The 13,008-nt window shown below is 67.5% G+C and carries 13 protein-coding genes and 2 tRNA genes; 8 read left to right on the top strand and 7 right to left on the bottom strand.

Features of this window, described 5'->3' with window-relative positions; genetic code table 11:
* Window positions 1-240: 240 nt before the first annotated feature.
* Entirely contained in the window at window positions 241-810 is a 570-nt protein-coding gene (locus CSR00_RS07120) for a hypothetical protein (RefSeq protein ID WP_099021696.1), read from the bottom strand.
* Between the two features lie 358 nt (window positions 811-1,168).
* Here CSR00_RS07120 and CSR00_RS07115 point away from each other — a divergent pair, with 358 nt between their 5' ends.
* On the top strand, window positions 1,169-1,972 hold the full coding sequence (locus CSR00_RS07115; protein WP_141564306.1) for a DUF308 domain-containing protein: 804 nt from the start codon (window positions 1,169-1,171) through the stop codon (window positions 1,970-1,972).
* Here CSR00_RS07115 and CSR00_RS31770 read toward each other — a convergent pair.
* Window positions 1,969-2,232: an HNH endonuclease gene (locus CSR00_RS31770; RefSeq protein WP_407662406.1), complete on the bottom strand. Its 264-nt coding sequence runs from the start codon at window positions 2,230-2,232 to the stop codon at window positions 1,969-1,971. The genes CSR00_RS07115 and CSR00_RS31770 overlap by 4 nt on opposite strands.
* A gap of 149 nt (window positions 2,233-2,381) precedes the next feature.
* A complete protein-coding gene (locus CSR00_RS07105; protein WP_099021693.1) occupies window positions 2,382-2,720 on the bottom strand; it encodes a hypothetical protein in 339 nt (112 codons plus the stop codon).
* Between the two features lie 275 nt (window positions 2,721-2,995).
* On the opposite strand from CSR00_RS07105, the gene CSR00_RS31200 reads away from it, so the two are divergent.
* Window positions 2,996-3,142, top strand: coding sequence for a hypothetical protein (locus CSR00_RS31200; RefSeq protein ID WP_245905880.1), 147 nt, complete (start codon window positions 2,996-2,998; stop codon window positions 3,140-3,142).
* On the opposite strand, the gene CSR00_RS07095 is transcribed toward CSR00_RS31200, so the two are convergent.
* Together CSR00_RS07095 and CSR00_RS07090 are read right to left on the bottom strand one after the other, a co-directional pair.
* A complete protein-coding gene (locus CSR00_RS07095; RefSeq protein WP_099021691.1) occupies window positions 3,139-4,374 on the bottom strand; it encodes a hypothetical protein in 1,236 nt (411 codons plus the stop codon). The two genes, CSR00_RS31200 and CSR00_RS07095, sit on opposite strands and share 4 nt — an antisense overlap.
* Before the next feature lie 272 nt (window positions 4,375-4,646).
* A tRNA-Gly gene (locus CSR00_RS07090) sits at window positions 4,647-4,720 on the bottom strand.
* Window positions 4,721-4,904: 184 nt separating this feature from the next.
* Between CSR00_RS07090 and CSR00_RS07085 the strand changes: the two genes are divergently transcribed.
* From CSR00_RS07085 to clpX, 5 genes are all read left to right on the top strand, one after another.
* Window positions 4,905-4,981: transfer RNA gene (locus CSR00_RS07085), tRNA-Pro, on the top strand.
* Window positions 4,982-5,030: 49 nt separating this feature from the next.
* On the top strand, window positions 5,031-6,455 hold the full coding sequence (gene tig / locus CSR00_RS07080; RefSeq protein ID WP_176561936.1) for a trigger factor: 1,425 nt from the start codon (window positions 5,031-5,033) through the stop codon (window positions 6,453-6,455).
* 47 nt (window positions 6,456-6,502) lie between these two features.
* On the top strand, window positions 6,503-7,144 hold the full coding sequence (locus tag CSR00_RS07075) for an ATP-dependent Clp protease proteolytic subunit (RefSeq protein ID WP_281259683.1): 642 nt from the start codon (window positions 6,503-6,505) through the stop codon (window positions 7,142-7,144).
* Window positions 7,141-7,800 (top strand): ATP-dependent Clp protease proteolytic subunit, encoded by a 660-nt coding sequence (locus CSR00_RS07070; RefSeq protein ID WP_099021688.1) that lies wholly within the window; start codon window positions 7,141-7,143, stop codon window positions 7,798-7,800. The genes CSR00_RS07075 and CSR00_RS07070 overlap by 4 nt, the downstream gene beginning before the upstream one ends.
* Window positions 7,801-8,069: 269 nt before the next feature.
* Window positions 8,070-9,356, top strand: coding sequence for an ATP-dependent Clp protease ATP-binding subunit ClpX (gene clpX / locus CSR00_RS07065; RefSeq protein ID WP_099021687.1), 1,287 nt, complete (start codon window positions 8,070-8,072; stop codon window positions 9,354-9,356).
* Window positions 9,357-9,410: 54 nt separating this feature from the next.
* Here clpX and CSR00_RS07060 read toward each other — a convergent pair whose 3' ends face one another.
* The gene (locus CSR00_RS07060) at window positions 9,411-10,319 is read right to left on the bottom strand and encodes a DMT family transporter (RefSeq protein WP_099021686.1); all 909 of its coding nucleotides are present in this window, start codon (window positions 10,317-10,319) and stop codon (window positions 9,411-9,413) included.
* 63 nt (window positions 10,320-10,382) lie between these two features.
* Between CSR00_RS07060 and CSR00_RS07055 the strand changes: the two genes are divergently transcribed.
* Window positions 10,383-10,979: a TetR/AcrR family transcriptional regulator gene (locus tag CSR00_RS07055; protein ID WP_099021685.1), complete on the top strand. Its 597-nt coding sequence runs from the start codon at window positions 10,383-10,385 to the stop codon at window positions 10,977-10,979.
* Between the two features lies 1 nt (window position 10,980).
* Here CSR00_RS07055 and CSR00_RS07050 read toward each other — a convergent pair whose 3' ends face one another.
* Window positions 10,981-12,834 carry an FUSC family protein gene (locus CSR00_RS07050; protein WP_099021684.1) on the bottom strand — a complete coding sequence of 618 codons (1,854 nt, stop codon included), beginning with the start codon at window positions 12,832-12,834 and terminating at the stop codon, window positions 10,981-10,983.
* Window positions 12,835-13,008: the final 174 nt, after the last annotated feature.

Here is a 13,008-nt window from a genome sequence, read left to right as displayed (position 1 = left end):
CGGGGTAGCCGCGCGGCGGGTCTCCGGGTCTCCATCGGGTTTGTCGGACGCGGACGCTGAGGTCGTGGCTGGGGGTGAGTTCGACCGGCGGGCACACCCCGACGTATCGACCGCCCTCGCCCGGCGGCGCGTGCTCCTTGCCGGGAGGCACGAGCCCAGGCCCGAAGCCAAACCCTGAGATGTCGCGGTAGTCCTTCTCCGGGTCGCGGGAATTGCGGCATCATTCGAACATGGCGACCCTCACGTTTGGATGGTCGGGGCGGTGTAGTTGGCGTCCTCGGTCACCTGCATGACGACCGCCGCGCCACGATGTCGCACGCCCGTGCCGAACCCGCTTGCGTAGAACGAATCCTGCAGGGCGTACCGGTTGGCGCCGGGAATATGGCGTAGACCGGAGTACGCAGGATTGGTGTGCTCCCGAAAACCGACGGGGTTGCGATCAGAATCCAATCCACCTGTCGCAGCGCCGATTACATATTCAGATGGGGCGTAGTGGGATTCGATCAGCCAAGCGTCGCCGTAGCTGCTCAGCACCCGCAGCCCTTCGAAGTCGGTGGGCGGGATCGCACCGACAATCTGCTCGTTGGTGAAGTAGGCGGGCTGCGCGGCCGAGGGGATGAAGTCCCACTTGGGCGTCCTGCCGGCGGCGTATTCGACACCTGCCCGCCAGAACGTCATATCTTCAACCTGATTCGGGTGAGCGAGAATGATCAGCCGCCCGCCTTGGGCGCCGAAACGCCCGTAGCCGTGGTGGACAACGTGGCGAATCATGTCCTCGATATCGGCGCTGTCGATGCTCGTTTGAGCCACTAGTGAGCATGTGCGTATGGGAACCGTCCTCTGCGATGGCGTCAACGATGGCGTCGCGAATTTCGCGGCTGGATGATGTCAAGAGTTGGCCCTTCGAAGGGTTGTGCAGCATCTGCGAACGGCGGGTTTGCGCTTGGCAGATGCTTGCTGGAGGCATGTATATGCAGGTCAGAATCCATAAACGAGGCATGAAGAGCGGCTTTATAGGCGTGCGGAGCGGCCCGAGCGTCGAACTGGGACGATGGATTACGAACTTTTGGGCCTGTTCAGGGCACTTTTTCGAGGGCAGTGCAGGCGACTCACAGGAAGTTGCTAGCGTTGGCGGCGCTTATTCAGTCATCGGGAAGGCAGAGACGACTTGTATCCAGGACAGCAGCCGGGCTACGCCCCACCACCACTGGCGGCGCCGCCACAACGAAACGTCGTCGGACTCATCGGCCTCATCTGTGCCATCGTCGGCTTCGTCTTCGCGTGTGTTCCCGGCGCTCTCATTGTCGGCTGGGTACTCCTGCCGATCGCTTTGATTCTCGGCATTGTCGGAGTCTTCCTCTCCGGCAAGACCAAGGGAACGAGCATCGCCGCGATCATCGTTTCGATCGTGGGCTTCATCGTCGGCGCCGTCGTGTTCTTCACCATCGTCGGCAACGCGTTCAGTGACGCCTTTCACGACTCAGACCTGTCCCCGGCCAGTTCGCCGTCAACCGGCAGTCAGGGCAGTAGCACAGCCCAGGCCGCCCCACCCGAAGGTGGCAGTAGAGACAACCCGCTACCCATCGGTCAGCCGGTGAGTAACGAGGATTGGACGGTCACGCTCGGCCAGCCGGTGGAAGCTGGGGATGCGGTTGCGGCAGAGAATCAATTCAATGACCCGCCGAAGCCGGGCATGGAGTTTTGGATGGTGCCGGTAAAGGCCACTTACACCGGAAAGGAGACCGGCAACCCCACATTCGGAATCAGGGTGAACTTCGTCGGTTCCGACAACAGAACTTATGGCGACTCGTGTGGGGTGGTCCCCAGTCCCATTAGCGACATCGGTGATTTGTACGCGGGTGGCACCGCAGAAGGAAACGTCTGTGTCGCTGTCCCTGCGGGGGCGGACGGCTTGTGGTCGGTGAAGACAGGATTCATTGGCGACCCCGTCTTCTTCGAGGCCAAACCCTAGAGGCGATCGCGCTTACTGCTGTTGCAGTGCCCACATGCGGAGACCGCGTTAGCACGTGCATGGTTGCCGCCCTTGGCCAAAGGGATGACGTGGTGCCACGTGTCGCCGATGCCCGTACAGCCCTGCAACCGCAGTCGACAGGGTCCTGAGGGCCTACCTAACGCTCGATAACTCGGGCTGTCGTAGGTGTCTCGTCGTCGTTGTCGATGGCGCCCACGACACCTACTGCCATTAGGCAGTGCCCACCCACTACAGCCCATGGTGAGGCAGGGGCGTCTAGCCACGCTAGGCCACCTCCGCGAACAGCATTGCATCGATCTCCTCATCGGTGTGGATGGCGGCGAGGTAGTAGTAGTCATTGAGGTCGTAATCGTCCTTTTGTCAATGCCTTTCCGTCTTGAGGGCCTTATCAGCGACTGCCGTTCGACGCGCTCGCAAATGCCATGTCGTTGAGGATCTGTTGGCCGTTGTCCCGACCCGCTTGCGCGATGAAGTCACCCGCGATGTGAACTCCGCCGTTCGTCTGATTCTGAATTGCAGCAGCAGCGCCGGCCTTGACGTCGTTCATGTTTGGCTTCCGCGGGGTCTTGGTCTCACCAGCCTGATTAGGGATGGCGGCTCTTGCGCCCGCGAAGCCGGCGAGGATGCGACCGAGCCACGACTTGTTCGGGTACGCCAGCTCACCGAGTCCGAACGTCTCGATAATGCCTTGAACCCCGATGCCGGAGCCATACCCGACATCACCCATGTACGGCCGAGCTTCGTCCCAGGAATGAGCCCCTTGGACAGCCGGCGGCTTAGCCAGTCGGCCGAGGGGAACCGTCCACCGAGGGGCGGGACCAGTTCGGATGACGTGTCAAAGGCCGTGTATCGGCCAGCCGTATTGCGGGCTAGTCGGCGCGCTACCGCGTCGGGCAACAAGGCCGCAGCAACTGAGCCCAGCTGAAGTTCCACGCGCTCCGGCGCACCCACGCGAGCCTATGCGTCGCGGCTGGGCGGTCGCCACTGGAGATCGCGCGGCTCATGGGCCATGCGAAGGTCACCACGACGCTCGGCGTCTACGCCCGCTTGTTCAACACCGACGACCACGCCGACGCGATGGCGGCACTTGGAGCGATGGAGGCCGCACCACCGCTACACGCGAAAAATGTTGTACCGCTGTGGGGTTAGGCGGTGCCCTCCGCGATCTGATCCCAGAAGTGCGGACAGAACTGCGATAGTTGACTTTCGGCGGGTGCGCCGTCCTCCAGCGCCGAGCGGCACTGCCTGGTGATCTCCTTGCGGTGAAGATCAATCTGCGGGACCAAGGTGTAGATGTCCGACATGTCGATCACGTACGTGCGGAATTGGCCGACGTCGAATGGAAGCGGGTCTGACGAGCGGGTGATCTGCACCATCGGCTTGCGGACCGCTTGGCGCAGTGCGACCTCGTAGTAGACGTTCGGGTTCGCGAAGCTCAGGTCTGCGATCACGAGCGCCGCACGAGCCACATGGTCAATGACCTGTGCCGTGATGAGACCAGGACTGCCGATCTGATCCGCGCGAACAGCGGTCAGTCCGAGGTCAGCCAGGGCAGGCTCGATCAACGCGGTCAGGACGAGGTCCGCATGCTTCCGTTGCTCGGAATCGTTGGAGCCGATGGGCGAGACGATGAAGCACGTCGTGGACAGATCGGTCCGCGCAGCGGTGGCCGCGGCAGTGGAGGCGGCAGTCTTGTTGGCGCCCAACGATCCGAACTGGATCACGTTGGTGGTGCCCGTCGCCACCGCACCCGTGGCGACGTTGCCTGTCGATGTAGGTGCTGGCGCAGGGTCGGCATTAATCTCGTCGATCACCGCATCGACGGATACCAGGTGCTCCGATCCGCTGATCGTCTTGACCAAGCCGAGTTCGCGCGCATTGGCGAGGAACACCTCAACAGCTTGATTCGCCATATCGGCGTCAATGCCTGCTTCGATGAAGCTGTCCCGCAATACATCGCTGGCAGGAAGTCGGCCACCCTTGTACTTCTCGTACACGGTCTTGAAGCTGTCGATGTTGGTGATCGCCAGGTTGATCTGAGCGCGGCGCTTTGCGCGAGCCGATGCCGAGGGGTCGGACGCGGCTCGTCCCTCGTCCGTCAGGTCAAGGAACTCGGCGGAGTAGCTGCCCGTGGTGAGGCCGTACTGGTTGCTGCCGATGATGAGCTTGCGTGTCGGTCCGCTGTCGGGCGACCTCTCCAACGCATCGAAGAGCGTCAGGCGGCGGATCTTCTGCCCAGACCCATGCTCCTGAATGGCGTTGGCCAACACCAACGCCTCGTTGAACGAGATGTTCGGGAAGGGACGGGGCCGCCGCGTGCGCTTGGCCGGCTTTGCCGGCTTGCCGCCCTGCTTGCCTTCGGGTTCTGCTTCTTCAGTCATGTATCTACTCCTGTGTGTTCACGGCCCCTTCCTTCTGATCGGAACCAACAGTTGCCACCATAGGCGAACGTGCGTTCGATTCAAGATCGACACGCCGGGCGCGGGGTAGGGGCTGAGCTGGGGCAACGCCACAATCGCAACATTGGGCTCACTGGCCATTGCAGTCCCAGTAGCAACATCGTCCCGGCCTTCGGCGAAAGCCGTTGGGGGTACAGCCGGGGTACGGCGCGATCCGTCGAACGAGCGTGCTACCGAGGATGTAGTGGTAGCTGTGGAGCGGGCGACGGGAATCGAACCCGCGTAGCTAGTTTGGAAGACTAGGGCTCTACCATTGAGCTACGCCCGCATGCAGCACTCATGGAGTACCAGGGCCAGACTGTACCGACTCGCGCGACGCCAAATCCACTCGGATCCGTCCCGGACCCCCGCGGAGGTGTTCTCGCCGGTGCACGAGCAGGTCGGCGTATGAACCGGGAGCCACGAGGCCGTAGGATGCCGTGGGCTCGCGATAACGCGTGCCCGGGCCACCTCGGGGTGTAGCGCAGCTTGGTAGCGCATCCGCTTTGGGAGCGGAAGGCCGCAGGTTCAAATCCTGTCACCCCGACCAGCACGACCGACCAGACCAGCGACAGCAGCAGAACAATCAAGGAGTTTCCGTGAAGAGCACCGTCGAGCAGTTGAGCCCCACCCGGGTGCGGATCAATGTGGAGGTGCCCTTCACCGAGCTCGAACCCGACTTCGACCGCGCCTTCAAGGCGCTGGCCCAGCAGGTGCGCCTGCCCGGGTTCCGGCCCGGCAAGGCCCCCCGCAAGCTGCTGGAGGCCCGCATCGGCCGCGGCGCGGTCCTGGAGCAGGTCGTCAACGACGCGCTGCCGGCCCGCTACAGCGAGGCGGTGACCTCCACCGAGGTCAAGCCGCTGGGCCAGCCCGAGATCGAGGTCACCAAGATCGAGGACGACGTCGAGCTGGTGTTCACCGCCGAGGTCGACATCCGCCCCGACATCAGCCTGCCGGATCTGAGCACGCTGACGGTCACCGTCGACCCCGTCGAGGTCACCGACGAGGACGTCGACGCCGAGCTGCAGAACCTGCGGGCCCGGTTCGGCACCCTGACCGGTGTGGAGCGACCGATCGTCGAGGGTGACTTCGTCTCCCTCGACCTGTCGGCCACCGTCGACGGCGAGGAGGTGCCCGAGGCCAAGACCGAGGGGCTGTCCCACGAGGTCGGCTCCGGGCAGCTCATCGAGGGCCTCGACGAGCAGCTCGTGGGCATGTCGGCCGGCGAGACCAAGGAGTTCACCACCGCGCTGGCCGCCGGCGCGCACGCCGGCAAGGACGCCGTCGTCACCGTCACCGTCGGCTCGGTCAAGGAGCGTGAGCTGCCCGAGGCCGACGACGAGTTCGCGCAGCTGGCCAGCGAGTTCGACACCATCGAGGAGCTCAAGGAGAGCCTGACCGACCAGGTCAAGCGGTACAAGAGCATCGAGCAGGCCGAGAAGATCCGCGACGCGGCCCTGGAGATGCTGCTCGAGCAGGTCGAGGTGCCGCTGCCGGAGTCCATCGTGCAGGCCCAGATCGACGAGACCGTGCACAACGCCATCCACGGCCTGGACCACGACGAGGCCAAGTTCGAGGCGATGCTCGCCGAGCAGGGCAGCAGCCGCGAGGAGTTCGACGCCGACACCCGCAGCAGCGCGGAGAAGGCCGTCAAGACCCAGCTGCTGATGGACGCCATCGCCGATGACCTGGAGATCCAGCCCGGCCAGAACGACATCACCGAACGGCTGATGCTGATGTCGCGCCAGTACGGCATGGAGCCCCAGCAGCTGATCCAGGCGCTGCAGCAGAACAACCAGCTGCCGGTGCTGTTCGCCGACGTGCGCCGCGGCCTGGCGGTCGCCGCCGTCGTCGAGGCGGCCACCGTCAAGGACACCGAGGGTGCCGTGGTGGACACCTCGGAGTTCTTCGGCCGGCCCACCGAGGCGGAGGAACTCATCGAGGCCGCCGCCGCGGACGCCGAGGCGGCCGGCGCCGAAGACGAGGCCGGGGAGGCCGACGAGGACGAAGACGACACGAAGTGACGCTGTGAGCGAACGCGCACGTCTCAAGGAGTGCGCGTGCGCCGGTGTTGGTTAATGTCGAGCGAGAACACACACGAGAAAGCAGGTATCCCGTCGTGACTGACATGCGATCTGCATCGCAGGGCCTCACCCTCACGGACTCGGTCTATGAGCGGTTGCTGGCCGAGCGCATCATCTTCCTGGGGTCACAGGTGGACGACGACATCGCCAACCGACTGTGCGCTCAGATTCTGCTGCTCGCCGCCGAGGACCCGACCCAGGACATCAACCTCTACATCAACTCCCCGGGCGGCTCGATCAGCGCCGGCATGGCCATCTACGACACGATGGTGCTGGCGCCGTGCGACATCGCCACCTACGCCATGGGCATGGCGGCCTCGATGGGTGAGTTCCTGCTGGCGGCGGGCACCAAGGGCAAGCGTTACGCCCTCCCGCACGCGCGCATCCTGATGCACCAGCCGCTGGGCGGTGTCACCGGCAGCGCGGCCGACATCGCGATCCAGGCCGAGCAGTTCACGGTCATCAAGAAGGAGATGTTCCGGCTCAACGCCGAGTTCACCGGCCAGACCCAGGAGCGCATCGAGGCCGACTCCGACCGCGACCGCTGGTTCACCGCCCAGGAGGCGCTGGAGTACGGCTTCGTCGACCACATCATCACCCGCGCCCACCTCAACGGGAGTGCCTCATGAGCAACCACACCCACCAGTCGACGGACCCGCGTCTGCAGCCGCAGGCGCGCTACATCCTGCCGTCGTTCATCGAGCACTCCAGCTTCGGTGTCAAGGAGTCCAACCCGTACAACAAGCTGTTCGAGGAGCGCATCATCTTCCTCGGCGTGCAGGTGGACGACGCCTCGGCCAACGACATCATGGCCCAGCTGCTGGTGCTGGAGTCGCTGGATCCCGACCGCGACATCACCATGTACATCAACTCGCCCGGCGGATCGTTCACCTCGCTGATGGCGATCTACGACACCATGCAGTACGTGCGTGCCGACATCCAGACCGTGTGCCTGGGGCAGGCCGCCTCGGCCGCGGCGGTGCTGCTGGCCGCCGGCACCCCGGGCAAGCGCCTGGCGCTGCCCAACGCGCGCATCCTGATCCACCAGCCCTCGCTGGCCGGGGTGATCCAGGGCCAGTTCTCCGACCTGGAGATCCAGGCCGCCGAGATCGAGCGGATGCGCACGCTGATGGAGCACACCCTGGCGCGGCACACCGGCAAGTCGCCCGAGCAGGTCCGCAAGGACACCGACCGCGACAAGATCCTCACGGCCGAGGACGCCAAGGAGTACGGGATCGTCGACACGGTCCTGGAGTACCGCAAGCTCTCCGCGCAGACGGTCTGACCGGGCCGGCCGCCGCGGTGCCGTGCCGGTCGCGGTCCGGTCAACGCGACGACACGCCAAAGACACGGTCGCGCGTTGCGCCGGTCCGGTGGGCGGTGAGGCGTTATGTTCGTGCCACAGACGAATACCACCGACGCTATTCGCTTCATCGGTCGCCTCTTACCCGGATTAGCGGGTAGCGTCGGGAACCAATGGCCCAGGCACGCCGGGGACACACCCCGACGGCACCCGGTAGACAACCGGCGGACAGGAAGTAGGACCCCACCACCATGGCGCGCATCGGAGACGGCGGTGACCTGCTGAAGTGCTCGTTCTGCGGGAAGAGCCAGAAGCAGGTCAAGAAACTCATCGCGGGCCCGGGGGTGTACATCTGCGACGAGTGCATCGACCTGTGCAACGAGATCATCGAGGAAGAGCTCGCCGACGCCGATGACGTCAAACTCGACGAGCTGCCCAAGCCCGCCGAGATCCGGGACTTCCTGGAGAGCTATGTGATCGGTCAGGACACCGCCAAGCGCACGCTGGCGGTGGCCGTCTACAACCACTACAAGCGCATCCAGGCCGGCGAGAAGGGCGGCCGCGACAGCCGCTCGGCCGAGGCGGTGGAGCTGGCGAAGTCCAACATCCTGATGCTCGGGCCCACCGGCTGCGGCAAGACCTACCTGGCCCAGACGCTGGCCAAGATGCTCAACGTCCCGTTCGCGATCGCCGACGCCACGGCGCTGACCGAGGCCGGCTACGTCGGCGAGGACGTCGAGAACATCCTGCTCAAGCTCATCCAGGCCGCCGACTACGACGTCAAGCGCGCCGAGACGGGCATCATCTACATCGACGAGGTCGACAAGATCGCCCGCAAGAGCGAGAACCCGTCGATCACCCGCGACGTCTCCGGTGAGGGCGTGCAGCAGGCGCTGCTGAAGATCCTGGAAGGCACCCAGGCCTCGGTTCCCCCGCAGGGCGGCCGCAAGCATCCGCACCAGGAGTTCATCCAGATCGACACCACCAACGTGCTGTTCATCGTCGCGGGCGCCTTCGCCGGGCTGGAGAAGATCGTCTCCGACCGCGTCGGCAAGCGCGGCCTGGGCTTCGGCGCCGAGGTGCACTCCAAGGCCGAGATCGACACCCAGGACCACTTCGCCGAAGTGATGCCCGAGGACCTGATCAAGTTCGGCCTGATTCCCGAGTTCATCGGCCGGTTGCCGGTGGTGGCCTCGGTGACCAACCTGGACCGCGATTCGCTCGTGCAGATCCTGTCCACCCCCAAGAACGCGCTGGTCAAGCAGTACACCCGGCTGTTCGAGATGGACGGGGTGGAGTTGGAGTTCAGCGGCGACGCCCTGGAGGCGATCGCCGATCAGGCGATCCACCGCGGCACCGGCGCCCGTGGCCTGCGCGCCATCATGGAAGAGGTCCTGCTGCCGGTGATGTACGACATCCCCAGCCGCGACGACGTCGCCAAGGTCGTGGTCACCAAGGAGACCGTGCAGGACAACGTGCTGCCGACCATCGTTCCGCGCAAGCCGTCGCGCACCGAGCGGCGCGACAAGAGCGCCTGACCGTTCGGCGCCTCGGCGCCCAGATCGCAGCAAGGGCCGTGCATCCCGTCGGGATCACGGCCCTGACTGCGTTTCCGGGGCCCGCACCGTGGCCGCCGGTGCCGGCCGGGCGGCGCCCGATACCCGTGCGGTGACGAGAGCCACCGACGCAGCGCCCAATGCCAGCCCGCCGAGCTGGGGCACCGTCGGCGCCTGGCCGAACACCGCCCAGGCCCACAGCGCGGTCACCGGCGGGGTCAGATACAACAGCGTGCTGGTCGAGGACGCCCCGAACCGGCGCAGGCACATCACGAACGCGGTGTAGCCCCCCAGCCCCGACAGCACCACCAGCCACAGCAGCGCCACGAAGAACGGCGGGGTGGGCGAGACCTGCCGCAGGGTGCCGGACAGGCCGGCGTAGGCGGTGAACACCGCGGCCGACACCGTCACCTGCACCGCCAGGCCGACCGCCACGTCGACGGTGGGCCGCCACCTGCGCTCCAGCAGCGCCGCCCCGGACAGCCCGAGGACGCTGACCACCGGAAACAGCACGGCGGCACCGCCGCCGGCGCCGGCACCGCCGACGGTCACCGCGACCGCGACCAGTCCCAGCCCGAGGCCGACGAGCTGGCGCAGCGTGACGCGGTCGCCCCAGAACGCCCGGCCCATCGCGATCACCAGCATCGGCTGCAGGGCGCACACCAGTGCCGTGGTGCCGGCGTCCACGCCCGCGCCGGCCGCGCCGAAGACCCCGCCGAGGAAGGCGACATGGGCGCACAACCCGAGGGCGGCCTGCTGCGCGACGGTACGGGCCGAGAGCCGCCGCAGCCTGGGGGCCACGACGGCGAGCAGCACGGCGGCGGTGACCAGGTAGCGCCACGCCAGGATCGCCGAGGCGCTGCCGACGTCGGCGGCCAACGTGGCTCCGACGAATCCGGAACTCCACAGCGCGACGAAGCCGGCGGCGAGGAGGAAACGGGCCATACCGTCCACCAAAGCATACCGATCGGTATACTTTCAGTGGACTTTGGGGGAGAGGACGGTCACATGCCCGAACTGGCCGGTCTGGACCCGGTGCCGGCGCCGGCGACCACCCGCGTCGGGCGCCGGATACTCGTCGCCGCCGGCGAGTTGTTCTACGAACGCGGCATCACCGCGGTCGGGGTCGACCTGCTCGCCGAGCACGCGGGCACCACGAAACGCACTCTCTACCAGCGGTTCGGGTCCAAGGACGGGCTCATCGCCGCCTATCTGCAACAGCGCGCCCACGACTGGCAGAACGCACTGCTCTCGGCGCTGCGCGACCCGGCGGAGTCGCCGGGGTGGGGCGGGCTGGGCGTGGTCTTCGCGGTCGCCGAACGGTGGGCGGCCGCCAACCCGCGGGGCTGCGCCTTCGTCAACGCCTGGTCCGAACTCGGCGCCGGCGAATCGGAGGCGGTCGACACCGTGCGGGCCGAGAAGCGCTGGATGCTCGAACTGTTCGGCCGCCTCCTGGGCGACGACGCGCTCGCCGCACAGATCCACCTGCTCTACGAGGGCGCCCAGATCCAGGCGTCCATCCTCGGCGACCGCGCGGCGTTCGCGCGCGCCGAGGAGGCCAGCCGGCAGCTGACCGGCGCGAGTGGGCCGGACGGTCCAAATTGACTCAGCGCGCTCCCGGGCGGGCGCGGGCGCCGTCGCGCAGGGCCTCGATCAGCAGCGGCACCTCGCCGGCGGCGAAGGGCGGCAGGCGCTCACCGGCGACGGGGGTCGTGTCGTCGGCGACAGCGACGGGAGCGGTGTCGTCGCGGACCGCGAGCGTGATCCGCCGCAGCAGCGCCACGTAGGCGTCGGGATCGGCCGAGCCGAAGACCTCCGCCGAACCCTGCTCGGCGGCCCAGCCCGCGGTCACGGTCGCGTAGCCGAGGTGCTCGGCGGCGGTGACGGCGGCCGACAGCCGTGCCGCGGCGGCGCGGTCGCGGCGCGAACCGCTGCGGGCGGCCTGCTCGGCGGCGACGACATCGAAGACGCTGTCCTGCAGGTCACGCCGGGCGCCGCGGGCCGCCAGCGACGAGGCGTCCCCGCGGGCGAGGAACGCAGTCGCGGTGGCGGCGTCCTCGAGCAGCGCGGCGATCGCCTCACCGATGCGGTGGGCCTCCTGGCGCGGCGCCAGCACCAGATAGACCACGATGGCCACGCCGCAGCCGATCACGGTGTCCAACCCCCGGTCCGCGACGACGCCGCCGACGTCGACGCGGTGCGTGCCCGAGGAGATGGTCAGTGCGATCGCGGTGATGAACACGGTCGCGATCGCATAGTTGCGCACGACGAACATCTCGATGGCGAACTGCAGCAACGCCACCACCACGATCAGCCACAGGCCCTGCGGGTGGATGCTGAGGATGACCGCCGCGACGCCCAGGCCCACGACCGTGCCGACCAGTCGCTCCGTCCCGCGCTGCAGGGTGGCGACGCGGTCGACCCCCTGGTGCAGCACCAGCACGGCGGCGGCCATCGCCCAGTACTCGTGGCCGAGGCCGACGACGACGGCGGCGGTGCCGGCCAGCGGCGCCGCGATCGCCACCCGCAGCATCACCCGGCGGGTGTGGGTGCCGGGGCGCACCGCCCGGGCCAGGCGGGTCCGCGCGGGGGGTTGCCGCAGCGGTGGGCGGTCCCGCTGCAGATTCCGCACCGCCCCGGGATCGAGCTCCCTGCTGCCGACGGCCCGGGCGGTGGCCGCGGCCCCGGCGGGTAGCGGTCGCCCAGCGTTCACCGCGCTCATTCCCTCAGTGAACAGCACATGCAGTGCGTGGTTGGCGTCGCGCAGCTCCCGCAGCGCGGGACCGGGCCGGGTCCTGCGCGGCTGGTAGTCGACGAGGGTCGCCCACGCCCGGGTCAGCGCCGTGGCCGCGCGTCGCCGCGCGACGCCCGAGTCGCGGGTGCCGTCGTGCTCGAGGTAGTCGGCGACGGCTTCCCCGGCCGCGGCCACCGCGGCCTTCTCCGGGCCACGCGGCGCGAGGAGGGCCGCGCTCATCTGCGCGCTCCAGGCGACCACGCCGCCCGCGAGAACCAGCAGCCCGATCTGCCAGGGCGCCAGGTGCGACGCCGAGACCCCGACGCCGACCGCGCACACCAGCACGAACATGTAGGCGCCGGGTGGACCCACATCGAGCGCCGAACACCACCAGACCGCGGCCACCGCGACCACCGACACGGCGGCCACCGCGAGCCAGGTGACGTCGGCCGCCCAGGCGCCCACCGTGACCGAGGTGGCCAGCGCCACGGCCACCACCGCCGACTGCGCTCCGCGGTTGTAGTACGGGCGGTCGCTGGCGTAGGCACAGGTGAACGCCCCCAGGGAGGCGATCAGGCCGGCCCCGATGTCCCCGGCGGCCCAGCCGATCAGGATCGGAATCGCGCTGCTGAACGCGACGCGGGTGGCCAGCGGCCAGCGCGGCGGCGCCGGCCGCAGCGTCAGCAGTCCGCGCAGCGGCGATGCGGTGCGGCGGTCGGTGGGCATGGATCGACCCTAGGCACATCCCGGGCTGGCCGGATCCGGCCCCGGGGGGCTAGCCTCGATTTTGCGTGGTAGTTGGTGTGGGCTCGGTCTGGTGCCGAGTTGTGTTGTTGAGTAGCGGTTTTCGTGTGGCGGCGTGGTTGGTCTGTCCCGTGACGCCGGGCGGGGCGGGCTTTC

Origin of the sequence: Mycolicibacterium palauense (assembly GCF_002592005.1) — a bacterium.
Taxonomy (GTDB): domain Bacteria; phylum Actinomycetota; class Actinomycetes; order Mycobacteriales; family Mycobacteriaceae; genus Mycobacterium; species Mycobacterium palauense.
The sequence above is the reverse complement of the archived record's forward strand: the minus strand, read 5'-3'. Positions and strand labels throughout refer to the sequence as shown.

What these genes read in the sequence shown, in the direction of transcription:
- CSR00_RS07060 (WP_099021686.1), bottom strand. Translation starts at nt 10,319, where the DNA reads ATGGCCCGTTTCCTCCTCGCCGCCGGCTTCGTCGCGCTGTGGAGTTCC.
- CSR00_RS31770 (WP_407662406.1), bottom strand. Translation starts at nt 2,232, where the DNA reads ATGGGCTGTAGTGGGTGGGCACTGCCTAATGGCAGTAGGTGTCGTGGG.
- clpX (WP_099021687.1), top strand. Translation starts at nt 8,070, where the DNA reads ATGGCGCGCATCGGAGACGGCGGTGACCTGCTGAAGTGCTCGTTCTGC.
- CSR00_RS07095 (WP_099021691.1), bottom strand. Translation starts at nt 4,374, where the DNA reads ATGACTGAAGAAGCAGAACCCGAAGGCAAGCAGGGCGGCAAGCCGGCA.
- CSR00_RS07055 (WP_099021685.1), top strand. Translation starts at nt 10,383, where the DNA reads ATGCCCGAACTGGCCGGTCTGGACCCGGTGCCGGCGCCGGCGACCACC.
- CSR00_RS31200 (WP_245905880.1), top strand. Translation starts at nt 2,996, where the DNA reads ATGGGCCATGCGAAGGTCACCACGACGCTCGGCGTCTACGCCCGCTTG.
- CSR00_RS07070 (WP_099021688.1), top strand. Translation starts at nt 7,141, where the DNA reads ATGAGCAACCACACCCACCAGTCGACGGACCCGCGTCTGCAGCCGCAG.
- CSR00_RS07050 (WP_099021684.1), bottom strand. Translation starts at nt 12,834, where the DNA reads ATGCCCACCGACCGCCGCACCGCATCGCCGCTGCGCGGACTGCTGACG.
- CSR00_RS07105 (WP_099021693.1), bottom strand. Translation starts at nt 2,720, where the DNA reads ATGGGTGATGTCGGGTATGGCTCCGGCATCGGGGTTCAAGGCATTATC.